Annotated in this window: 22 protein-coding genes, 1 pseudogene and 1 other annotated feature; of the genes and pseudogenes, 16 read left to right on the top strand and 7 right to left on the bottom strand. The window is 37.5% G+C overall.

Features of this window, described 5'->3' with window-relative positions:
• Positions 1 to 117: 117 nt before the first annotated feature.
• On the top strand, positions 118 to 999 hold the full coding sequence (locus AC6R0T_RS10085) for an ABC transporter ATP-binding protein (protein ID WP_282462190.1): 882 nt from the start codon (positions 118 to 120) through the stop codon (positions 997 to 999).
• An 8-nt stretch (positions 1,000 to 1,007) separates the two neighbouring features.
• On the top strand, positions 1,008 to 2,621 hold the full coding sequence (locus tag AC6R0T_RS10080) for an ABC transporter permease (RefSeq protein ID WP_303754571.1): 1,614 nt from the start codon (positions 1,008 to 1,010) through the stop codon (positions 2,619 to 2,621).
• A gap of 73 nt (positions 2,622 to 2,694) precedes the next feature.
• On the opposite strand, the gene sdaAA is transcribed toward AC6R0T_RS10080, so the two are convergent.
• Together sdaAA and sdaAB are read right to left on the bottom strand one after the other, a co-directional pair.
• A complete protein-coding gene (gene sdaAA, locus AC6R0T_RS10075) occupies positions 2,695 to 3,567 on the bottom strand; it encodes an L-serine ammonia-lyase, iron-sulfur-dependent, subunit alpha (RefSeq protein WP_206902438.1) in 873 nt (290 codons plus the stop codon).
• A 13-nt stretch (positions 3,568 to 3,580) separates the two neighbouring features.
• Positions 3,581 to 4,246, bottom strand: coding sequence for an L-serine ammonia-lyase, iron-sulfur-dependent subunit beta (sdaAB, locus tag AC6R0T_RS10070; RefSeq protein WP_206902439.1), 666 nt, complete (start codon positions 4,244 to 4,246; stop codon positions 3,581 to 3,583).
• Between the two features lie 225 nt (positions 4,247 to 4,471).
• On the opposite strand from sdaAB, the gene AC6R0T_RS10065 reads away from it, so the two are divergent.
• The 7 genes from AC6R0T_RS10065 (at position 4,472) to nagB (ending at position 9,341) form a co-directional block, all read left to right on the top strand.
• Positions 4,472 to 5,200, top strand: coding sequence for a glucosamine-6-phosphate deaminase (locus AC6R0T_RS10065; RefSeq protein ID WP_230709386.1), 729 nt, complete (start codon positions 4,472 to 4,474; stop codon positions 5,198 to 5,200).
• 431 nt (positions 5,201 to 5,631) lie between these two features.
• Positions 5,632 to 6,054 carry a 50S ribosomal protein L11 gene (gene rplK, locus AC6R0T_RS10060; RefSeq protein ID WP_173103535.1) on the top strand — a complete coding sequence of 141 codons (423 nt, stop codon included), beginning with the start codon at positions 5,632 to 5,634 and terminating at the stop codon, positions 6,052 to 6,054.
• Positions 6,055 to 6,155: 101 nt separating this feature from the next.
• The gene (gene rplA, locus AC6R0T_RS10055) at positions 6,156 to 6,845 is read left to right on the top strand and encodes a 50S ribosomal protein L1 (protein WP_206902441.1); all 690 of its coding nucleotides are present in this window, start codon (positions 6,156 to 6,158) and stop codon (positions 6,843 to 6,845) included.
• Between the two features lie 54 nt (positions 6,846 to 6,899).
• Positions 6,900 to 7,030 (top strand) — a sequence feature (ribosomal protein L10 leader region).
• A 36-nt stretch (positions 7,031 to 7,066) separates the two neighbouring features.
• Positions 7,067 to 7,570: a 50S ribosomal protein L10 gene (gene rplJ / locus AC6R0T_RS10050; protein ID WP_206902442.1), complete on the top strand. Its 504-nt coding sequence runs from the start codon at positions 7,067 to 7,069 to the stop codon at positions 7,568 to 7,570.
• Between the two features lie 54 nt (positions 7,571 to 7,624).
• Positions 7,625 to 7,993: a 50S ribosomal protein L7/L12 gene (rplL, locus tag AC6R0T_RS10045; RefSeq protein ID WP_206902443.1), complete on the top strand. Its 369-nt coding sequence runs from the start codon at positions 7,625 to 7,627 to the stop codon at positions 7,991 to 7,993.
• A 176-nt stretch (positions 7,994 to 8,169) separates the two neighbouring features.
• Complete coding sequence (locus AC6R0T_RS10040) at positions 8,170 to 8,358, top strand: CsbD family protein (RefSeq protein WP_071865579.1); 189 nt, start codon at positions 8,170 to 8,172, stop codon at positions 8,356 to 8,358.
• A 281-nt stretch (positions 8,359 to 8,639) separates the two neighbouring features.
• Positions 8,640 to 9,341, top strand: coding sequence for a glucosamine-6-phosphate deaminase (gene nagB / locus AC6R0T_RS10035; protein ID WP_303754572.1), 702 nt, complete (start codon positions 8,640 to 8,642; stop codon positions 9,339 to 9,341).
• Between the two features lie 342 nt (positions 9,342 to 9,683).
• Here nagB and AC6R0T_RS10030 read toward each other — a convergent pair whose 3' ends face one another.
• The 4 genes from AC6R0T_RS10030 to nrdH form a co-directional block, all read right to left on the bottom strand.
• On the bottom strand, positions 9,684 to 10,487 hold the full coding sequence (locus AC6R0T_RS10030; RefSeq protein WP_303754573.1) for a DUF92 domain-containing protein: 804 nt from the start codon (positions 10,485 to 10,487) through the stop codon (positions 9,684 to 9,686).
• A gap of 627 nt (positions 10,488 to 11,114) precedes the next feature.
• Positions 11,115 to 12,077: a class 1b ribonucleoside-diphosphate reductase subunit beta gene (nrdF, locus tag AC6R0T_RS10025; RefSeq protein ID WP_282462558.1), complete on the bottom strand. Its 963-nt coding sequence runs from the start codon at positions 12,075 to 12,077 to the stop codon at positions 11,115 to 11,117.
• 91 nt (positions 12,078 to 12,168) lie between these two features.
• Positions 12,169 to 14,331: a class 1b ribonucleoside-diphosphate reductase subunit alpha gene (nrdE, locus tag AC6R0T_RS10020; RefSeq protein WP_303754574.1), complete on the bottom strand. Its 2,163-nt coding sequence runs from the start codon at positions 14,329 to 14,331 to the stop codon at positions 12,169 to 12,171.
• Positions 14,332 to 14,517: 186 nt separating this feature from the next.
• Positions 14,518 to 14,742, bottom strand: a complete 225-nt coding sequence (gene nrdH / locus AC6R0T_RS10015) for a glutaredoxin-like protein NrdH (protein WP_206902451.1) — start codon at positions 14,740 to 14,742, stop codon at positions 14,518 to 14,520.
• A gap of 331 nt (positions 14,743 to 15,073) precedes the next feature.
• Here nrdH and AC6R0T_RS10010 point away from each other — a divergent pair.
• From AC6R0T_RS10010 to AC6R0T_RS10000, 3 genes and pseudogenes are all read left to right on the top strand, one after another.
• Positions 15,074 to 15,543: pseudogene (locus AC6R0T_RS10010) on the top strand (FeoA family protein).
• A 1-nt stretch (position 15,544) separates the two neighbouring features.
• A complete protein-coding gene (gene feoB / locus AC6R0T_RS10005) occupies positions 15,545 to 17,704 on the top strand; it encodes a ferrous iron transport protein B (RefSeq protein WP_303754575.1) in 2,160 nt (719 codons plus the stop codon).
• Complete coding sequence (locus AC6R0T_RS10000; protein ID WP_206902454.1) at positions 17,705 to 17,839, top strand: FeoB-associated Cys-rich membrane protein; 135 nt, start codon at positions 17,705 to 17,707, stop codon at positions 17,837 to 17,839.
• A gap of 165 nt (positions 17,840 to 18,004) precedes the next feature.
• Here the strand turns inward: AC6R0T_RS10000 and AC6R0T_RS09995 are convergent, their stop codons facing one another.
• Positions 18,005 to 18,430, bottom strand: a complete 426-nt coding sequence (locus tag AC6R0T_RS09995) for a GNAT family N-acetyltransferase (RefSeq protein WP_230709379.1) — start codon at positions 18,428 to 18,430, stop codon at positions 18,005 to 18,007.
• Between the two features lie 478 nt (positions 18,431 to 18,908).
• Between AC6R0T_RS09995 and AC6R0T_RS09990 the strand changes: the two genes are divergently transcribed.
• From AC6R0T_RS09990 to AC6R0T_RS09975, 4 genes are all read left to right on the top strand, one after another.
• Positions 18,909 to 19,742 carry a PRD domain-containing protein gene (locus AC6R0T_RS09990; RefSeq protein WP_206902456.1) on the top strand — a complete coding sequence of 278 codons (834 nt, stop codon included), beginning with the start codon at positions 18,909 to 18,911 and terminating at the stop codon, positions 19,740 to 19,742.
• Positions 19,743 to 19,765: 23 nt separating this feature from the next.
• The gene (gene lacG / locus AC6R0T_RS09985) at positions 19,766 to 21,166 is read left to right on the top strand and encodes a 6-phospho-beta-galactosidase (protein WP_303754758.1); all 1,401 of its coding nucleotides are present in this window, start codon (positions 19,766 to 19,768) and stop codon (positions 21,164 to 21,166) included.
• A gap of 70 nt (positions 21,167 to 21,236) precedes the next feature.
• Positions 21,237 to 21,557, top strand: a complete 321-nt coding sequence (locus tag AC6R0T_RS09980) for a PTS lactose/cellobiose transporter subunit IIA (protein ID WP_206902457.1) — start codon at positions 21,237 to 21,239, stop codon at positions 21,555 to 21,557.
• Between the two features lie 23 nt (positions 21,558 to 21,580).
• The gene (locus tag AC6R0T_RS09975; RefSeq protein ID WP_206902458.1) at positions 21,581 to 23,308 is read left to right on the top strand and encodes a PTS lactose transporter subunit IIBC; all 1,728 of its coding nucleotides are present in this window, start codon (positions 21,581 to 21,583) and stop codon (positions 23,306 to 23,308) included.
• Positions 23,309 to 23,317 lie beyond the last annotated feature (9 nt).

Raw genomic sequence — 23,317 nt, 5'->3', positions numbered from 1 at the left:
AAAATAAGTTCAAAAGTAGGTGGTTTTTGATTGACATTTTCAACTGAGATGCATAATATTGAACTCGTATTAAGTAAATAGTTCAAAAATATTTTTTTGAAAAAGGGAGACTTAAAAATGACGCAGTTAATTGAAATCAATAACTTGCAAAAAAGTTTTGGGAAATTTCAAGCATTAAAAGATGTAAGTTTTGCGGTTGCTCCAGGAGAAGTAGTGGGATTCATTGGCCCCAATGGTGCTGGGAAATCGACAACGATTCGAACGATTTTGGGCATCTTAAAAAAAGATGCGGGCCATGTTCAAGTATTTGGCAAAGATGCTTGGCAAGATAGTATCGAAATTCATAAACGACTATCCTACGTTCCAGGGGATGTCGCCTTGTGGGGAAATTTAACCGGTGGGGAAATTATCGACTTATTTATGAAGTTGCATGGAGGCGGTAATTTACAAAAGCGAGATGAATTAATTCAAAAATTTGAATTAGATCCACGAAAGAAGGCCAAAAGCTATTCAAAAGGGAACAGGCAAAAAGTCGGGTTGATTGCTGCGTTGTCGGTTGATTCCGATCTTTATATTTTAGATGAACCAACATCTGGTTTAGACCCCCTAATGGAGGCTGTTTTCCAAGATGAGGTAGAAAAAATAAAAAATGCTGGTAAATCTATTTTATTATCTTCTCATATTTTAAGTGAAGTAGAGCGCTTAGCAGATAAAGTTGTTATTATTCGTGAAGGCAAAATAGTAGAAACCGGCACACTCCAAGAATTGCGACATTTGACGCGTTCTACGGTTTCACTCGTTGCAAAAGGCGATGTGGCAAGTTTAGCTGATGTTACTGGTGTTTACGATTTCAGTCAAAAAGGAACAGAAGTAAAATTTGCGATCGATAATAAAGCGTTAAATACTATTTTAGCCGCGGTAGCAAAATTTGAAGTTGAAAAATTTGAAGTTGTACCGCCGACACTGGAAGATTTGTTTATCAGACATTATGAAGGGTGATGGCAGCAATGGCAGAGAAATTTTCACAATGGAATTTATTATTTTTTCAATTTCTAAAACGCGATTGGAAGAAAATTGTTGTTTGGTTACTGGGTTTAGGGTTATTTAGCGGGGGCTTTGTCTCCGCCTTTGAAGAACTTTCAAAAGGACAAGGGTTAGTGGGAATGTATCACACGATGCAAAATCCAGCCATGATTGCGATGATTGGCACAACACCCGTCTCTGATGCAAAAGCATATACGATTGGTGCAATGTATGCCAATGAAATGCTGCTGTTTTGCGGTTTATTTGCTATGGTAGTGGCCGCTTTACATGTTATTAGTCATACTAGAAAAGAAGAAGAACAAGGTTTAACAGAATTAATTCGTTCATTTCGTGTCGGACGACAAGCCAATTCGCTAGCTGTTTTACTTGAAACATTTCTAATTAATGTTGTCTTGGGATTATTTATCGGTATTTTAATGGCATCATTTCATGCTACCAGTATCGATCTAAAAGGAAGCTTATTGTTTGGGGCATCAGTAGCATTAGCCGGTATATTGGGTGCTGTGATTGGATTGTTATTCGCACAAATTATGCCTTCATCAGCAGGTGCAACAGGCGCCAGCCTCGGATTTATTGGTCTGTTGTACATGGTGCGGGCTGTAACGGATATCAGTAATGGTGATTTATCAAAATTAAATCCTCTTTCCTGGACGTATCTTACGTACCCATTTACGAAGAATAATTGGTCTTATCTGATAATTGGCTTGATTTTTAGTCTGATCATTATATTATTTAGCTTCTATTTAGAAGGAAAACGAGATTATAATGCAGGCTTTTTACCAGAAAAAGAAGGGCGCAAAAATGCTAGCAGGGCACTTTTGTCTATACCAGGTTGGTATTGGCGTATTAATGCTGGCATGATCATCAGTTGGCTTGTTGGTTTTGCAGTGATGGGAGCAGCCTATGGTTCTGTTTATCAGGATATGCAAAGCTTCATGGAAGGTAATGAATTAATAAAACAAATGTTTGTGCATACGGGTGGAAGTTTAGCTGAATCCTTTACTGGCACGATCATGATGGTAATGGTAGCGTTAGTGGTGATTTTACCTGTTGCGATTTTAAACAAATTATTCACCGAAGAAAGCAGTGGGCGTATGAGTCAGTTGTTTTCGACTAAAGTTTCTCGTTTAAAACTTTATGGTAATAGTGTTTTATTAGCTATAATCAGTGGTGTGGCTGGCATTTTCATTAGTTCAGCTTGTCTAGGAGCAACAGCAGTTAGCGTTATGAAAGAAAATGCAACAATGCCGATACAAGAATTTTTTGAAGCTGGTTTTAATTTATTACCAGTCGTCTTGTTCTTTGCTAGTTTAGCGGCATTATGTTTGGGCTTTGCACCAAAAATTAGCAAAGTGATTTACGCGTATCTGGGTTATTCCTTTGCGCTAAGTTATTTTGGTGGTATTTTAGATTTACCAGATTGGTTTAGTAATACTTCTGCTTTAAAATGGTTGCCACAGCTGCCTGTAGCAGATTTTGATTTTACCCGTTTTGTTGTGATTAGCTTAATTAGTTGTGGTTTATTTATAGTTGGATTTATTGGTTATAATCGTCGCGACTTACAAGAATCGGCTTAACAAAAAGCATTATGAAGGCGTCTGCTTTCATAATGCTTTTTTTAGTCTAACTATAAGAAGAACCGTTACTCATTTATTCTTGTTTGGCAAAAATTTCTTTTTGCAATCGTTGGGCCGTAGGGGTCATCGCTAAACCGCCTTCTGCTGTTTCTTTAAAGATAGAAGGCATTTGACGTCCGACTTGATACATTGCAACTACCACTTCATCTGGTGGGATGACACTTTCAATTCCGGCTAAGGCCATATCAGCGGAAATAAAAGCTTGAGAAGAACCTAATGCATTACGCTTCACACAAGGCACCTCGACTAAACCAGCAACTGGATCACAAATTAAACCCATCATATTTTTTAAAGTAATCGCCACTGCTTGGGCTGCTTGATGGGCACTGCCTCCGTTAGCACAAACTAAAGCCGCTGCGGCCATTGCACTAGCAGACCCGATTTCTGCCTGGCAACCACCTTCAGCTCCAGAAATCGAAGCGTTATTGGCAATCACTAAACCAAATGCGCCAGCAGTAAAAAGAAAGTCCACTTGTTCTTTGTGACTTAAATTTAAACGCTCACGTACCGCCAGTAAAACCCCAGCTACAACCCCGGCACTACCAGCAGTAGGGGTAGCGCAGATTAAGCCCATTTTGGCATTGACCTCGTTGACGGCGATGCCGTTTCTGACAGCCGTTAAAATTGTATCACCACTTAAAAAATTCCCACTGTTTAAGTAATCATCCATCTTTTTAGCATCACCGCCAGTTAAACCTGTAACAGAAGTAACTCCCGCAACACCTTCGGCAACGGAATTTTCCATAACGGTTAAGTTACGTTCCATTAATGCGATAATCTGTTCTTTTTTTCGTCCTGTGACAGCTATTTCAGTAGCAATCATTAAATCTGCAACAGAAGGATAATTTTTAGCTTGTTCTACTAAATCTGCAATTGTATAAAACATCAGATAATGCTCCTTAATCAAAATAATTAACAGTATACATGTGATCCAAAGCTTTTAACTGCTCACAAATACCTGGTTGCGGCTCATCAACTTCAATAATCATAATCGCTTTTTCACCTTTTGACTCCCGCGTGACAGTCATGGTACCGATATTTGCCCCGCGTTTTGATAAGATATTGGTAACTTTAGCAATCATACCTGGCACATCTTGATGAACTGTAATAAAGGTTGGTGTTCCCATAGATAAAGAAATTTTAAAACCATTTAACTCGGAAATTTGAATATTGCCACCGCCAATTGATTTGCCGGTTACAGATAATGTTCGCTCACCTTTATGCAGGACCATTTTGACTGAGTTGGGATGTTCCGCCTTTTCACTTTTAGGAATGAAGTATACTTCCATACCATTTTCGTAAGCGATTTTTAAAGAGTCTGCCAAACGGGTATCATCTGGCTCCATCCCCAACAAACCACCAACTAATGCGATGTCTGTTCCGTGACCGCGATAAGTTTTGGCAAAGGATTCATATAAATAAATATCAACACTATCTGGCTGTTCGCCAAAAATACTGCGAATAACTTTTCCAATTCGAGCCGCACCGGCAGTATGAGAACTGCTAGGGCCGACCATGACAGGTCCGATAATGTCGAAAACGCTGCGATATTTCAGCTGTTCCATTGAAGGCACCTCGTTTCGTTTTATGCACTTGTAGTCTAACACAAAAATAACAATTTTTAAGCTTGTTTTTCTTATAAAAAAGATAAGTTTTTTGAAATTTTAATTCAATTCAACTGCGCAATAATAGCAAAAAAAATCAGATACCACAATATATTTACACGAAAGCATTCTTTTACGATATAATTATTTTGTAAAACGTTTTCAAAAAATGAAGGAGCGATATTAATGAAACTAATTATTGAAAAAGATTATGAAGCCATGAGCCAAGTAGCCGCCAATATTTTACTAGGTTTAATGAGTGAAAGTCGGCGTGTTAATTTGGCGATTACTGCGGGCAATACACCCAAACGACTATACGAGATCATGGTGCCTCAAGTAAAAGGGCGCCCTTATTTTGAAAATGTTCATTATTATAATTTTGACGAAATTCCAATTGTCGGTAGCCAAGGTTATGGCATTACCATGCGCAATTTAAATGACCTGTACTTTGGACCAGCTAATATCAAAAAAGAGCAGTTGCATCCATTAGATGAAACAAATTGGCAAACACAAGATGCGCGTCTAAAGGAAGCTGGTGGCTTGGATTTAATTTTAATGGGCATTGGTGCAGATGGTCATTTTTGTGGAAATATGCCTGGTTGGACAAAATTTGGCTCTGAGACATATGCTGTGGATATTTCTGATGCCGATGAAGCCAGAGAGTCATTGGCCGCAGAAGTTGATGGCAATTTAAGTAAAGTTCCCAATGAGTTTTACACGATGGGACCAAAAAGCGTAATGGCGGCAAAACACTTAGTCATGTTTGCCAACGGTAAGAAAAAAGCAGCAATCGTCAAAAAAGCATTTTTTGGTGAAGTAACAGAAGATATCCCATCTTCAATTTTACAATTACACCCGAATTTAACGCTAATTTTAGATCAAGAAGCAGCCAGCGAATTAACTAATCAGAACTAGAGGACCTTTTAGCTTCTCTGGTTTACCAACCCAACTCTCAAAGCCAATAAGTCAAAAGCTCGAGAAATTGGAAGAGCAATTTATCAAACTTTTGTCTTATTGCAAGAGAGTAAAGTAGGTTTGTTAAACTTTTCTTGTTGTCTAGTTTACCAACCCAACTCTCAAAGCCAATAAGTCAAAAGCTCGCGAAATTAGAAGAGCAATTTATCAAGCTTCTGTCTTATTGCAAGAGAGTAAAGCGGGTTTGTTAAACTTTTCTTGTTGCAATTTTTGCGAATTTTGCTATAATATTTCAGTGTGCGTAAACTCACGCTTATTTTGAGGCACGCATTTTTAATTGTGTTTTTACTATTTAGTAGCAGCACAAGTACGTGGGAGGAGAAATATGCATCTCCAATTAACCACATCACGGACTCAAGGAGGTATGTCTCGTGGCAAAGAAAGTTGAAAAAATCGTTAAATTGCAAATTCCTGCAGGTAAAGCAACACCAGCTCCACCAGTAGGTCCTGCGCTAGGTCAAGCGGGTATCAACATCATGGGCTTCACAAAAGAATTTAACGCCCGTACTGCTGATCAAGCAGGTTTAATCATTCCAGTTGTGATCTCTGTATATGAAGACCGTTCATTTACATTCGTCACAAAAACACCACCAGCTGCAGTATTATTGAAAAAAGCTGCCGGTGTTGAAAAAGGTTCAGGCGAACCAAACAAAACTAAAGTTGCAAAAGTTACGCGTGATCAAGTTAAAGAAATCGCTGAAACTAAAATGGCTGACCTAAACGCTGCTGATGTAGAAGCTGCTATGCGCATGGTCGAAGGTACTGCACGAAGCATGGGGATCACTGTAGAATAATTCTACACCCTGAGGAAGTAGCTTCTCAGTTTACTCGCTATTGAAAAATACGAGACACGTGGGAGGTTCTACCGTTATAACCACATCAAGGAGGAAACAAAATGGCTAAAAAGAGCAAAAAAATGCAAGAAGCATTAAAAAAAGTTGACGCAACTAAAGCTTACTCTGTTGAAGAAGCTGTTGCTTTGGCAAAAGAAACAAATATCGCAAAATTCGACGCAACGGTTGAAGTTGCATACAAATTAAATGTTGACCCTAAAAAAGCGGATCAACAAATCCGTGGTGCTGTTGTATTACCAAACGGTACTGGTAAAACACAAACTGTTTTAGTTTTTGCTAAAGGCGAAAAAGCTAAAGAAGCAGAAGCAGCAGGCGCTGACTTTGTTGGCGACGACGACATGGTTCAAAAAATCCAAGGCGGATGGTTTGACTTTGACGTAGTTGTGGCAACACCAGATATGATGGCTACTGTCGGTAAATTAGGTCGTGTTTTAGGCCCTAAAGGTTTAATGCCTAACCCTAAAACTGGTACAGTTACAATGGACGTTACAAAAGCTGTTAACGAAGTAAAAGCTGGTAAAGTTACTTACCGTGTTGACAAAGCTGGTAACGTGCACGTGCCAATCGGTAAAGTTTCATTTGAAGATGACAAATTAGTTGAAAACTTCAAAACAATTAACGATGTGTTAGTGAAAGCTAAACCATCAGCTGCAAAAGGTCAATATATCAAAAACATTTCAGTGACTACAACATTTGGTCCTGGTGTTCACGTTGACCAAGCTTCATTTTAATTAAACGTAATTAAAACATTGACTTGACTACCTTATCTATGGTAAGGTAGTCAAGGTTAATAATTAACTGTACCGAAGACAGTAGGTGACGTATGTCTTAATTTCCTACCGAGGACGTTTATTGGAGAACATTCAATAGTCCCTCTATGTCTACGGTGACAAGGAGAGGCTTTTTCTTTGCCTAAAATCCTTGTTCATCAAAATCAGGAGGTGAAATACAAGTGAGTGAAGCAGCAATCGCTAAAAAAGCGCAAATCGTTGACGAAGTTGCTGAAAAATTCAATGCAGCTGCATCTGTTGTAATCGCTGATTACCGTGGATTAACTGTTGAAGAAGTAACAACTTTACGTAAACAATTGCGTGAAGCAGGCGTTGAAATGAAAGTTATCAAAAACTCTATCCTTTCTCGCGCTGCAAAACAAGCCGGCTTAGAAGGTTTGGACGAAGTTTTCACAGGTCCTACTGCCGTTGCATTTAGTAACGACGACGTAGTTGCACCAGCGAAAATCATGGACGAATTTTCAAAAGACGCAAAAGCATTAGAATTAAAAGGCGGTATCATTGAAGGTAAAGTGGCTTCTTTAGAAGAAATCACAGCTTTGGCAAAATTACCAAACCGCGAAGGACTACTTTCTATGTTGCTATCTGTACTACAAGCGCCAGTCCGCAACGTGGCTTACGCTGTCAACGCAGTGGCAGAAAGCAAAGATGGAGATGCAGCCTAAGCGCCGCATAATCTAAATAAAAAAAACAAAACCTAAATTGGAGGAAAATCAATCATGGCATTGAATATCGAAAACATTGTCGAAGAGCTAAAAGGCGCGACAATCTTAGAATTAAACGACTTAGTTAAAGCTATCGAAGAAGAATTTGGCGTATCTGCAGCAGCTCCTGTAGCTGTAGCTGCAGCTGGTGCTGCTGGTGCAGCAGAAGAACAAACAGAATTTACTGTTGAATTAACTTCAGCTGGCGACCAAAAAGTTAAAGTTATCAAAGCAGTTCGTGAAGCAACTGGCTTAGGCTTGAAAGAAGCTAAAGCATTAGTTGATGGCGCTCCTGCACCAATCAAAGAAGCAGTTTCTAAAGAAGAAGCTGAAGAATTGAAAGGCAAACTTGAAGAAGTTGGCGCATCTGTAACAGTTAAATAATCACTGATTATTTCAAAAGCCGAGATCCTTTGGGGTCTCGGCTTTTTTTTTAAAATTGCTATTCAAAATGAATTAAGAAGTTTATGTAATCTGACATATTTGAAGCTCTTTCATTGGGCAGTTGACCATATTTTTGCTACACTTGAAGAGTAGTAAAGAATAAGGAGGCTATATCAATGGATAAAGATCAAGTTAAAGGTAAAGTAAATGAAACAGCAGGTAAAGCAACAGGTGATGATTCAAAAGAATTAAAAGGTAAGCTACAACAAGAAGCTGGCAAAATCAAAGAAAAAGCTGAAGATTTAAAAGATGATGTAGCTGGTGAAATCAACAAATTATTTGATAAAAAAGATAAAGAAAAATAAATTTTTGACTTACAGGCTGCATGCAGTCTGTAAGTTTTTTTTACATTTTACTCAGGATTGTTAAGAAAAACTCTGCTACTTTTAAAATTTGTAAGCATAATTTTATAGCTAACACATATTTTTGTACGCATACTCGCGATATTTAAGAGAAAATTTTATCTAGTCACACGTTTATGAATTTCTTAAAAAAGGTGGAATTTGGTCTAGACTTTTGTTGCCTACATAAAAAAATGGTGCTATAATTGGGCTATACCAAACAAGCGTAGAAAGAGGTTATCAAAATGGAAATTATCCGCGTAAAAGATGCCGCTGCTGGCGGAAAAAAAGCCTTTGAAATTATTCAACAAGCCATGAAAGATGGTATCCATACATTAGGTTTAGCAACTGGAAGTACACCGATTACTTTGTATCAAGAAATGATGGCAAGTGATTTAGATTTTTCAGAAATGACTTCTGTTAATTTAGATGAGTATGTTGGTTTAGGTGGATCAGATAAGCAAAGTTACCGCTACTTCATGAATGAAAATTTATTTAATCAAAAACCGTTCAAAGAAACGTTTGTTCCAAATGGTAAAGCAGAAGACTTGGACGCTGAATGCAAACGTTATGATGATGTAATTGCAACGCATCCAATTGATATCCAAATTTTAGGTATTGGTCGCAACGGTCATATCGGTTTTAACGAACCAGGGACACCACTAGATAGTAAAACATCAGTGGTTGATTTAACGGAGTCAACAATTGAAGCAAACAAACGCTTCTTCGATAAAATTGAAGATGTACCAACAAAAGCTGTTTCAATGGGAATTGGTTCTATTTTACAAGGTAAAAAAATGGTCTTAATGGCCTATGGTGAAGACAAAGCAGATGCGATTGCCGGCATGGTAAATGGTCCGGTTACAACAGATCTTCCTGCTTCTGCGCTACAAAATCACGCAGATGTGGTCGTAATCGTCGATGATGCAGCTGCCAGCAAATTATAATAAAAGCTAATTAAATAAAAGCACTTCATTATCTGTAAGGTACGTCATTGTGACGAATGCTTACTTAATGAAGTGCTTTTTTGTTAAAAGAATTATAAATTTTATGATTTATAAATGTTCGAGATGGAGCTTTGTGCACCAGCTCTTTGCGACACTAAGTCAAAATCTTGAGAAATTTGAGAGACAATTTATCAAGATTCCATCTTAGTGCTTGAGAGCTAAGACGGTGCTCGCAGCTTTTCTAGAGATGGAGCTTTGTGCACCAGCTCTTTGCACACTAAGTCAAAATCTTGAGAAATTTGAAGGACAATTTAGCATAATTTTATTTACCTGCTATTCTTATTAAATAAACATGGTTATAACTAAGACTGTAAAACAGGTAAGCAAATTAACAATATCGTTATCAATAAATTTTAGTCCATGGACAAGCTGACCGGGTTTATTGTGATGATATTCCTGCTCAGTTATTTGATGGCAAACAACGCAGCTGTATTTACTTTGTAAAGCTGAACCCAAAAGACTATCGACAAACATTCCCAATACACCAAGTAAAAATGGCTGCCAAAAAGTAGCAGGCTGGAAGCCGATTGGGGTAAATAGAAAAATGCCGCCAGCGTGAGTTCCCGCAATTAAAAAGCTGCCACCAATTTCCGCAAAAGTTCCCAGCAAACTCACCCCCCCTGATAAACCAGTGGCAACTTTTTTTAACGTTAGAATATTGTAAGGATCCCCTTTAGCTAACATGCCAATTTCAGAAGCCCAAGTGTCTGCAGAACTGACTGCGATCAGAGCTGTCATAATTTCTGACCAGTTAAAAGTCGCGGGAAAAAATTGTGCTAATAAGCCAGCAACAAGAACGGGCAGGCTATTAGCCAAAAGCTGTTCAGCATCTCGCTGGGCTCCTTTTTTGCCAATTGTATCGAATTGGTTACTAGCAACTTTTTTAATCGCATGGATGAAAATCGCACTGCCAAAGAATAGCCCTAATAAAAGCCAAACAAACGGAGGCGTTAGCGCAGCTAAAAAAGTACCTAAAAAAATAAAAGCAAGATAACCTGAGAAAGTTAGATAATGGGCGATAAAAAGTACAAAACCAAGGAGCGCTGTGAAAATTAAGCCCCCACAGGCTAAATACACTGTAATCATTTGACACCTCTTTTGTTAACGGAATTTACACCCTTTTAGTGTAACATAAGAGAAGTTAAAGGAATGGTTCAGCCCAGAGATAGAAGACCAAAATCCTGATACATAGCAGTTCCATTTTTTCAAATTTTGACTGATTGTTACAGCGAGTTAGTTCAAAAAGCTAGACAGTAAGAAAAGTTTTTTGAACTCGCTCAACTCGCCAGCGATAAGACGGAATTCTAATAAATTGTTTTTCCAATTTTTTCAAATTTTGACTTATTGTTACAGCGAGTTAGTTCAAAAAGCTAGACAGTAAGAAAAGTTTTTTGAACTCGCTCAACTCGCCAGCGATAAGACGGAATTCTAATAAATTGTTTTTCCAATTTTTTCAAATTTTGGCTTATTGTCGCAGCGAGTTAGTTCAAAAAGCTAGACAGGGCTAAAGCCGTTAGATCAATCTTTTTCTGGTGGACAACTTATACTTCCTATAATAGACGAAAAAGCACCGCCAAATTATTTTCATTACATAATTGCCGTGAAATTCTGGCAATTGTAATAATCATAATTGTAGCGGTGCTTTTTTGAACTAATTTGTTATGACACTAGTAGTAGTCAAAAGAAAATGGAATTTGGAAGTCTTTTTTTTACTTAAAGACCAAAGTTATAGTCGTCATCTTCCATTGCTTCAACTTGACCTAATAAATAACCATTGCCGACTTGGGAGAAGAAGTCGTGATTGCTTGTCCCAGTTGAAATTCCGTTCATAACAATCGGGTTAACATCATCGGCAGTATCTGGGAAAAGCGGATCTTGTCCTAAGTTCATCAATGCTTTATTGGCGTTGTAACGTAAGAAGGTTTTTACTTCTTCAGTCCAGCCGATTTCATCATATAATTCTTCGGTATAACGTTCTTCATTTTCATACAATTCATATAATAAATCATACATCCAATTTTTTAAGTCTTCTTGTTTGGTTTCATCCAGTTCGTTAAAACCTAATTGAAATTTATAGCCAATATACGTTCCGTGAACAGATTCATCGCGGATAATCAATTTAATAATTTCAGCGACATTGGCCAATTTATTATTACCTAGATAATACAAAGGTGTATAAAAACCAGAGTAAAACAAGAATGTCTCCAAAAAGACACTGGCGATTTTCTTTTCCAAAGGTGTGCCGTTTTTATAAATTTCATTGATTCGTTCGGCCTTTTTTTGTAAATATGGATTCGTGTTGGTCCATTCAAATATTTCGTCAATTTCTGACTTTGTATTTAAGGTTGAAAAAATCGATGAGTAACTTTTGGCATGGACGGATTCCATAAATTGAATATTATTCAATACCGCTTCTTCATGGGGGGTACGGACATCTTTTCGTAATTGATCCATTCCGCTTTCAGATTGGACGGTATCTAATAAGGTCAACCCGCCAAAAACGTGGCCTACTGTTTGTTTTTCAAGTTCTGATAAAGTCCGCCAGTCATCCAAGTCGTTTGATAGCGGAATTCTGGTATCTAACCAAAATTGTTCGGTTAGTTTTTCCCAAGTGGATTTATCGATAATATCTTCAATTTCGTTCCAGTTAATGGCTTCATAATAAGTTGCCATGATCTGCCTCCTAATCGTAATTGTTTTAACAGCTTGCTCGCAAAAAGTGCAAGCTGTTAAGACAAGCCCTTTATTTTTCACTTTTAATTAAGGGTTAAATGACACAACTTTCACATTGGTTACTGCCGATTTCTTCTGCATCGTCGGTAAAGGTACGGACGTAATAAATCGATTTAATGCCTTTATGAAAAGCGTAGTGACGCAAAATATTCAAGTCACGGGTCGTTTGTTTGGTGGTAGCCGTTTTCCATTCATAAAGGCCCTTGGGAATGTCAGAACGCATAAACAGCGTTAAGCTCATACCTTGATCAATGTGTTGTTGGGCTGCGGCATAAACGTCGATAACTTTGCGCATATCCATATCATAAGCTGATGTGTAATAAGGTAATGTCTCATTTGAGAGATAAGGCGCTGGATAGTAAATTTTACCAATTTTCTTTTCTTGACGTTCTTCAATCATCCGAGTAATAGGATGTAAGCTGGCACTTGTGTCATTAATATAGGAAATAGAACCATTTGGCGCCACTGCTAAGCGGTTTTGATGATACAAGCCATCTTTTTGAATGGCTGCTTTTAATTTGGCCCAATCTTCACCTGTCGGAATGAAAATGCCGTCAAATAATTCTTTCACCTTAGCAGATTGGGGGATATGATTTTCAGCAATATATTTATCAAAATAGCTGCCATCAGCATAGGCTGATTTTTCAAAGTTGTAAAAAGATTGCTGGCGTTCTTTAGCAATTTTATTACTTTCGACCAAGGTCCAGTAATTTAACAACATAAAATAGATATCAGTAAATTCAACGGATTCTTTTGAACCGTAAACCAATTGATTTTTAGCAAAGAAAGTGTGCAAGCCCATGCCGCCTAGTCCGATTGTATGAGCTTGGTCATTTCCGTGGGCAATGGAAGGGACTACATCGATATGAGAATTATTGGTTACAAAGGTTAGTGCGCGTGTCATAGCTCGGACCGATTTACCAAAATCAGGGCTAGCCATTAAGTTAACAATATTGGTTGAACCTAAATTACAAGAGATGTCCGTACCTAAGACTTCATATTCTTGACGTCCATTTAAAACAGATGGAGTTTGGACTTGCAGTACTTCTGAACACAAATTGCTCATGATAATTTTGCCGTCAATCGGATTTTCACGATTAGCTGTATCGATATTGACAATATAAGGATATCCGGATTCTTGTTGTAATTTAGAAATTTCATTTTCCAATTCCCGCGCTTTGATTTTTTGCTTACGGATATTCGGATTTTTAACTAAGTTGTCGTATTCTGCAGTGATATCGATATAAGAGAAGGGAACGCCGTATTCTTTTTCGACACTGTAAGGGCTAAATAAATACATATCTTCGTTGTTACGGGTTAACTCGTAAAATTTATCGGGAACTAATACACCTAGGGATAAGGTTTTCACACGGATTTTTTCATCGGCGTTTTCTTTTTTTGCCGATAAGAAAGCCATAATATCTGGATGGAAGACATTTAAGTAAACTACCCCTGCACCTTGTCGTTGCCCCAATTGATTCGAGTAGCTAAAGGAATCTTCAAATAATTTCATAACCGGCATTACACCACTTGCAGCACCCTCATAGCCTTTAATTGGCGCTCCGGCTTCCCGCAAGTTGGATAATGTAATCCCGACTCCTCCGCCAATTCGAGAAAGTTGCAATGCAGAATTTAAGCCGCGGCCGATTGAATTCATATCATCGGTAATTTGAATTAGAAAACAAGACACTAATTCTCCTCGGCGTTTGCGTCCTGCGTTCAAAAAAGAAGGCGTTGCGGGTTGATAACGTTGATGAATCATTTCATCGGCTAAAGTTAACGCCAACTCTTCATCGCCCGCAGCAAAATACAAGGCGTTAATTGCGACACGATCCTCGTAATTTTCTAAATAAAAAGCACCATCATTGGTTTTTAAGGCATATTGCGAATAAAATTTATAGGCTGCCATAAACGATTTGAAGGTGAAGTTTTGGGCTAATAAAAAGTCGTATAATTTTGTAAGAAATGCAGCAGAATAATGTGTTAGAAACTCTGCTTCCAAATAATCTTGCGCTACAAGATATTCCAGTTTTTCATTAAATGTAGCGAATTGCTTGGTATTTGGTAACACATTTTCCTTGAAAAAAGCTTGCAGAGCTTCTTGATCTTTGTTTAATGGAATTTGACCATTAACAGGGCGATTGATTTCGTTATTTAGTTTGTAGTAACTAACATCTTTTAACTCTTTTAAACTCATGGAAGGACCAACTTTCTTTTTTTTAAGCTCTAAAAAATAAAAAAATGCGAAAAAAAGGAGGTGTCCCCGTAAATTGCAAAATACGCTTGTATAACTGGTAAAAATAATTTTCCACTATTTGTAAAATAAAATCTGCCAGTTAGACTGCTGCTATTTTGTCTAGGATACAACCTCGGTTAAATGCGTTTAAGAAGCAAGACTACGTAATTGGTCCGGTCTAAAACCGATGATTGTTGTTTCACCAGCAGTTGTTACCGGCACACTTTTGAAACCTTGTTCTTTTAGAAAGTTCAATGCGTTTGGCTCTTCATCTATGTTAACTTCTTTAAAACTGACATGATTCTCAGTTAAAAAGCGTTTTGTCATTTTACATTGCATGCAGTTGTTTTTTGAAAATAATGTAATCGTCATGATAATGCCCCCTTAATTCTTTATATTCTCAGTATAGAGAAGTAAAACTAAAAGTCAAACGAAAAACACTAGATATTGTGTTTTGTAATAATAAACACACTATACATTGTGGTTTCGGGGTAGACAAGTTGAAAAGATAGCAGAAGGACAAGTTTTCTTTTCTATTTTCATGATGAGAATAGAAAATGGTCTAGTTCTAAATTAGAATAATTATTAATATGTGAAAAATATTACAATATTTTAAATTTGATTGACTTTGCTAGCGGTAGACCTTATTCTAAATGAGAATAATTATCAGTCGCAATTGATTCCTGTCAGTAAAGGAGTATTCATGAAAAAATTAGCAGAAGTTGCACCCAATCAAACCTTTGTTGTGAAAGAAGTAACAGCGCAAGCAGAAGTTCAAAAGCATTTACAAAACTTAGGATTGTTGCCAGGCAGTCATGTTGTGTTGTTAAAAAGTAAAGGTCAAGACGGAATTGTCCTAGTTCAAAATGCGCGCCTAGCTTTAGACCAGAGTTTATTAGAAGCAATTATCGTCGAGCCAGCTGCAAAAAAGAAGAAGTCTTATCTTTAGATCAATTAGCAGTAGGAGATAAAGGCAAAGTTATTAAAATATTTGGCGAAGGTGCGGTCAAACGCCGCTTAATGGATATGGGCTTGACTAAAAATGTTGTGATAACGGTCCGTAAATTAGCACCATTAGGCGATCCCATTGAAATTAATTTGCGTGGCTATGAATTATCTTTAAGAAAAAGTGAAGCAGAGTATATTTTAGTGGAGTTAAAAAAGGAGGGATAGTATGGAAAACTTGCAATTTGCTTTAGCGGGGAATCCCAATAGTGGGAAAACAAGTACATTTAACCAATTAACAGGTTCCATGCAATCCGTGGGAAATTGGCCGGGGGTTACTGTTGAGCGTAAATCCGGTACATTAAAGAAACAAAAAAATATTACCATTCAAGATTTGCCTGGGATTTATTCTTTATCTCCTTATACTCCAGAAGAAATTGTTGCCAGAGATTATTTATTAACAGGTTCACCTAATACGATCATCAATATTGTTGATGCGACTAATTTGGAACGTAATTTATATCTAACGACGCAGCTTATGGAAACAGGTATTCCTGTTGTTTTAGGATTGAATATGATGGATCTCATCAGAAAAAGCGGCAAAACCATTAACCTGGACAAATTAGCTTATGGCTTAGGTATTCCGGTAGTGAGCATGAGTGCCTTGAAAAAACAAGGTTTACAGGAATTGATTCATAAAAGTACGCAAGCAGCGGAAAAATTTCCTCCTGAAACGACATATCCGACTTATGATGAGCGTTTAGAAGCAGCCTTAACTGAAATTATTGACGTCTTAGGTAATACTGTTGCGCAAAGACAAGCACGTTTTTATGCTGCAAAATTATTTGAAAAAGATGAATTGGCAACAAAAAATTTAGATTTAAGTAAAATTCAGCGTAAAGAAATTAACGAAATTATTGCCATTACAGAAAAAATCTTTGATGATACGAGTGATGCCATTTTGGTAAATGAGCGTTATGAATTTATCGCGCGCCTAATGGCATTATGTACCGTTAATGAAAATGAATTACGCTTAACCATCAGCGATAAAATCGATCAAATCGTGACCAATCGTTTCTTGGCACTTCCAATTTTTGCCTTTGTTATGTGGGGGATTTATTATCTGTCTATCCAAACAATTGGAGTCATGGGAACAGATTGGGTCAACGATGTCTTGTTTGGAACAGTCGTACCGGATTTTGTTACGAAAAATCTCGCGGCATGGCACGTTGCCGCTTGGATGCAAGATCTAATTTTAAATGGCATTATTGCCGGTGTCGGAGCTGTCTTAGGTTTTGTCCCGCAATTATTAGTGCTCTTTTTCTGCTTGTCACTATTAGAAGATTGTGGTTATATGGCACGGATTGCTTTTGTAATGGATCGTCTATTCCGTAAGTTTGGTTTATCTGGTAAATCCTTTATCCCCATGTTGATTGCAACCGGTTGTGGTGTGCCGGGGGTTATGGCGAGTCGCACAATTGAAAATGAAAAAGATCGTCGTATGACGGTTATGGTAACGACCTTTATGCCTTGTTCTGCGAAATTACCAATCATTGCCTTAGTTGCCGGTGCCTTTTTCCCACAAGCAAGTTGGGTTGCACCGTCTGCCTATTTCATTGGCGTATCCGCAATTGTTTTGTCAGGCATTGCCTTGAAAAAAACGCACTTATTTGCCGGTGATCCCGCACCATTTATTATGGAATTACCCGCTTATCATTTGCCACAAGTCAAAAATGTTTTCCGCCAAACTTTTGATCGGGGATTTTCCTTCATTAAAAAAGCAGGGACGATTATTTTTGTCTCCAGTATCGTTTTGTGGTTTATGTCCAATTACAGCTTTACCTTAAAAGCAGTTGATGGCAATCAAAGTATTTTAGCGAATTTAGGTCGTGTGATTGCGCCATTGTTTGCACCATTAGGTTGGGGAAATTGGCAAGGTGCAGTTGCAACAATTACTGGATTGATCGCCAAGGAAAATGTGATCAACACATTTGGCATTTTGTTTAGTCATTTAGATGAAGTTTCTGAAAATGGTGTAGAAATTTGGGGACCATTACAAGCAGCCTTTACGCCAGTAGCTGCTTACTCATTTTTAGTGTTCAATTTGCTATGTGCACCGTGTTTTGCAGCAATTGGCGCGATTCATCGGGAAATGGGCAATGCGAAATGGACTTGGATTGCAGTGGGCTACCAATGTGGTTTAGCTTATGCGGTAAGCTTTGTCGTCTATCAATTTGGCCGGGTTATCTTTGAAGGAGGCCCAATGAATGCGGCTACTATTTTAGCAGCCGCGGTCTTAGCCTACGGTCTGTTCTTACTAATTCGTAAAACACCCGCACCTAAAAATGATGTCATTTCAATCCATCAATTAAAAGAGGAAGTGAAATAAATGGTAGCAACGATAATTTTAAGCCTCTTAATTTTTGGCGCAGCAGCCTTTGTTGTTTACCGTCAAGTAAAAAAAGGCAGCAGTTGTGAAGATTGTAAAACAAGTTGTCCTGTGAAAAAACCGGAACAGTTTTAGTAGTTGTAAAAGTAAAATAAGGGGCTATGACAAAATCCTTGTCATAGCCCCTTATTGCGCTATTTAAAAATAGGAAGAAAAGTTGAGAAAAAAACCGCCTCTTGTTTTTGAGCGTGAAGAAAAATTGGTAAAGCCCTTCTTTTTATTAAGCGTAAGAAGGCAACACTATTTTGTGACACGTTTATATAAGTAGTATTTGGTGACGCCCCGCATAGGTGTATCTGGTAGGCTGCCAAAGATAGTAAAACCATTTTTTTGATAAAATTCAACGGCTTGATAACTTTTGGTTGTTAAGGTTAAGTTAATCACACCTTCTTCTTGTGCCCAATCACCTAAGGCTTGTAAAAGTCGGGAGCCGATTTTTTGGTTTTGAAATTCTGGTTTGACAGCTAACAGACTGACGTGAAGATTTTCAAAATCTTGCTTGGCAATTAATCCGCCGACTAATTCATCTGCTAAGGTTGCGGCAATGGCAAGTCTTTCGTGTTTTTTGGGCAATTCATCGTGAAATTGTGCTTGATATTGCGCTGTGAAAACTTCTCTTAATAAAGGTTCAATAGTTTCTGTCTGACTGGTTTCAATTCGAATCATGCAAATTCCTCCTGTCTATACGTATTTAGTATAGCAGTTTCTTTTAACCAATTGGAAATCTAAATAGATTTTTATAAAAGTAAGTAAAAATTTTAGTAAAATGACAAAAAAAGTTAAAATGCAAACGTTTTTTTGTGTGGGTTTGCTGTGTTATTCAATTCGCAAATTTTCTAATAGTATTTTATTTAAATTGTTGATTTAGCAAGAAATATTTTGAGTGAGAAAAGCAAAAACATTTGTTTTATGTTTGATTATGTTTGGTATAAGTGTTTTTTTGAAAAAAATACAGTGGAAATATGTTAGAAAGGGTTTACAAGTGTTTATTTACATGTTACGATACTTGTGAAGTTAATACGTAGTGGATTGTTACTATTCGATTAGGCAAAAACCGCGAATGCTAGGTGAGTACCAGTATCTTTACATGGTATGATAATCCTATCATTTGCGGTTTTTTTATTGGTTAGTTAGGGGGAATAGAATGTATCGCATTATTCAAGTCTTAAATAATAATGTCGCCATTATTCGAATAGAAAACGATGAGCAGGCTATTGCAATGGGAAAAGGTATTGTCTTTCAAAAGAAAAAAGGCGATTTACTAAAAAAAGAAGATATTAGTAAACTTTTCATGTTGCGCAATAAAGAGTCCCAGCAAAATTTTTCTTCACTGCTAAAAGATTTACCTTTAAATTTTATTACTACCGGTTATGAAGTGATTGATACGGCGATTTCTAAATTCAATTATCCAGTTCAGGAATATATCTATGTAACACTAACCGATCATATTTATTGGAGCTATCAAAATCAGCAAAAAGGAAACTATGAAGTCAGTCGCTTACCTGATATGAGTAAAGAATATCCGACAGAATATGCGATTGGAAAAATGGGTGTCACCATTATTAATGAGCGATTAAATGCGCATTTTCCTGATGATGAAATTGGTCGGATTGCCCTGCATTTTATCAATGCCAAACGGGAAGGGGAGCCTGTAACAAATGAAGTTTTGGATCCCCGTCAAGATATTATTAATCAGGTAGAAAAAATATTATTAAATAAAGGTATTGTACGAACCGAAGAAAATAAAAATTTTTATGATCGTTTAATGATTCATTTGAATTATTTTGCAGATAGACTCGATCAGCCAGCAGAACAAGTCATCTTTTCTAAAAGTTTGGAAACAAATATCAAAACAGATTATCCTCGTGCCTACGCGATTGGCAATGAAATTTATCAATTGGTAAGCGATTATGCGAATCGCAAATTAAGCGATAGCGAGCGGGTATATCTGGCAATTCATATTCAACGACTATTGTGAAAGAAGGTTTAGTAATGAAAGAAATGAGAACCCTACCAAAAGATTTTATCATGGGTGGTGCAACTGCGGCATACCAAGCTGAAGGTGCAACACAATTAGACGGCAAAGGCTTAGTTGCTTGGGATACGTGGCTTGAGGAAAAAGGAAGATACACCGCAGAGCCGGCCAGTGACTTTTATCATCAGTATCCAGTTGATTTAAAACTATGTCGCGAGTTTAAGATCGACAGTTTGCGCATGTCCATTGCTTGGAGTCGAATTTTCCCGAATGGTTATGGAAAGGTCAATCAAGCTGGTGTGGATTATTATCATCGCGTCTTTGCGGAATGTGAAAAACAAGGGGTCATTCCTTTTGTTACCATTCATCATTTTGATACGCCGAAGACATTATTTGATAATGGTGACTTTTTAAACCGAGAAAACGTGGAACATTTTGTTAACTACGCTAAGTTTTGCTTTGAAGAATTTAAAGAAGTGCATTATTGGAGTACCTTTAATGAAATTTATCCTGTGGCCACGAATCAATATTTAACAGGTATCTTCCCGCCAGAAACGAAATTTGATTTAAAAAAAGTAGTGACTTGTTTACACAATATGATGTGGGCCCACGCACGGGCTGTGAACATTTTTAAAGCAGGCAATTACGCCGGTGAAATTGGTGTTGTGCACTCCCTGGAACCAAAATATCCTTATTCTAAAGCAAAAGAAGATGTTCATGCTGCGGCTAAAGATGATGCGCTTTCCATTGCCTTTTTACTAGATGCAACCTATAAAGGACGCTATTCTGATAAAACGATGGCGCTAGTTAATGAAATTTTAGCTGCTAATGATACAAGTATTACTTTTGAGGAGTCAGATTTTCTTGAAATGGAAAAAGCAGCTACCCAAACTGATTTTCTGGGAATCAATAATTATCAAAGTCACTGGGTTCGCCACTATGATGGTAAAAGTGAAATTGGCTTTAATGGTACTGGAGAAAAAGGAACTAGTTTTTACCGGATCAAAGGAATTGGTGAACGTGTTCAAAGAGATGATATTCCTAAAAATGATTGGGATTGGGCTATTTATCCAGAAGGTTTATCTGATTTATTAATTCGAATTAAAGCCGACTATCCAAATTATGGAAAAATTTATATTACTGAAAACGGCTTAGGGTTTAAAGATAACTTCAATGATGGCGTGATTATGGACGGTCCGCGGATTGAATATTTACGGGGGAATTTTAATGCTATCGCAAAAGCCATCGCTGCGGGTGTCGATGTCAAAGGCTATTTCATCTGGTCTTTAATGGATGTTTTTTCTTGGGCCAATGGCTACAACAAACGTTATGGCTTGTTCTATGTGGATTTTGAAACGCAAAAACGCTATCCCAAAGAATCGGCATATTGGTATAAATTTGTCAGTGAAACAAAAGTAATTATTTAAACTTTAGTAGAAGTTGCGAAAAATTATCCGGAAAACGAATTCAGAATATTGAAAAAATGGAGTGAGAATGATGAATAAAGAAGAATTACAGATGCTGGGCTTTGAGATTGTCGCATATGCTGGTGACGCTAGAAGCAGCCTATTAACAATTATTAAAGAAGCCCGGGCCGGCAATTTTGAAAATGTTACGACACTTATGGCTGACGCTGAGGAAAATTTGAATTTGGCCCATAATGCTCAAACCAAATGTCTGGCCGCAGAAGCAGAAGGTGAAGACTTAGATATCGGTTTTATCTTTGTTCATGGGCAAGATCATTTGATGACGACTATTCTTTTAAAAGAATTAACAGAAAACTTTGTCGACTTATATAAAGAAAAATACAACAAATAAACAAAGGTTAAGGAGGAAATAAAATGAACGCCATTATTAAACAAATCGAAAAGCATCAGGCAACTTTTCAAAAGATTTCAAGAAACATTTACTTGTCGGCGATTAAAGATGGTTTCTTGGCAGCGATGCCAGTTATCTTATTTTCCAGTATTTTTATCTTGATTGCGGCGATCCCGCCAATTTTTGGTATTACACTACCAGCAGAATTTGAAACCTGGTTATGGAAAATTTATGACTTTACCATGGGCTTAGTGGGGATGTTGGTGGCCGGAACAACAGCACGTTGTTTAGCAGGTTCTATGAACCGTAAAATGCCTGATGGTAAAGTGATTAACGAAACTTCTGTTATGCTAGCTTCAATTTGTGGCATGCTTTTACTTGCTGTTAATAAAACAGACGGTGCCTTTGTCGCAGATTACATGGGAACAAAAGGTTTGTTATCAGCTTTTGTGGCAGCCTTCATCACCGTTAATATGTATAAATTCTGTATTAAACGCGACATTACCATCAAAATGCCACCAGAAGTACCCGGTAGTATTTCGCAAAATTTTCGAGATGTCTTTCCTTTTTCATTTTCAGTTTTAAGCTGTGCAATTATCGATTTGATTTCTCGTTATTTCATTGATGCTCCTTTTGGGGAAATGTTCTCTAAATTATTATCACCACTTTTTTCAGCCGCCGAGTCTTACCCGGGAATGGCTTTGATTTGGTTTTTAATTCCGATGTTTTGGTTTGTTGGCGTACACGGTCCATCGGTTGTAAAACCGGGCCTGTCTTCAGCTTTGTATGGAAATACAGAAGAAAACTTGAAATTGTTCCAAAATGGTGAACATCCTTTTCATTCATTGACGGAAAACTTTGGGAATTTCATTGGCGAATTAGGGGGTACTGGGGCAACGTTTATCGTACCAATTATCTTCATTTTGTTAATGCGTTCCAAACAGCTAAAAGCAGTTGGTAAAGCTTCGATTATTCCGGTCATGTTTGCCGTCAATGAACCGTTACTATTTGCAGCACCAATTATTTTGAATCCTTACTTTTTAGTACCATTTTGTTTAGCACCGGTTGCCAATGTAATCATTGGTAAATTATTCATCGACATTTTGGGGATGAATGGTTTCATGTATGTCTTGCCGTGGGCTACGCCAGGACCAATTGGTACTGTATTATCAACTAATTTCCAACCAATTTCATTTTTATTGGCTGCCACATTATTAGTAGTCGACTTCTTCATTTATATGCCGTTTTGTAAAGCTTACGATAAAGTTTTAGTTGAACAAGAAGCACAACGGGTAGAAGAGATAGATGAAGTAGAAACAATTGCACCAGAATTAGCGCCAGCTAGTGCAGCAGCAGTTGTTGATGGCAATGAAACTGTTATTGTTGAGACAGAACCTGCTGTTAGTCCAAATGCTAGTGGCAAAGGTTACGATGAAGATTTAAATGTTTTAGTTTTGTGTGCTGGTGCGGGAACTAGTGCGATGTTGGCCAACGCTTTGAAAAAAGGTGCAGCAGAAACCGGGAAACACATTAATGCAGCAGCTGGGTCATATGGGTCTCATTATGACATTATGAATAACTACGATGTTATTGTTTTAGCGCCACAAGTAAATAGCTACTACGAAGATATTAAGACCGATACTGATAAATTAGGTATCAAATTAATTGCAACCAAAGGGGCGCAGTATATTAATTTAACCCGTGATCCCAAAGGCGCAGTTGACTTTGTCCTAGGTGAATTAAATAAATAAATTACTAAG

The organism is Enterococcus sp. S86.2 (assembly GCF_059834485.2).
This window is presented reverse-complemented; position numbering and strand designations above follow the sequence as displayed.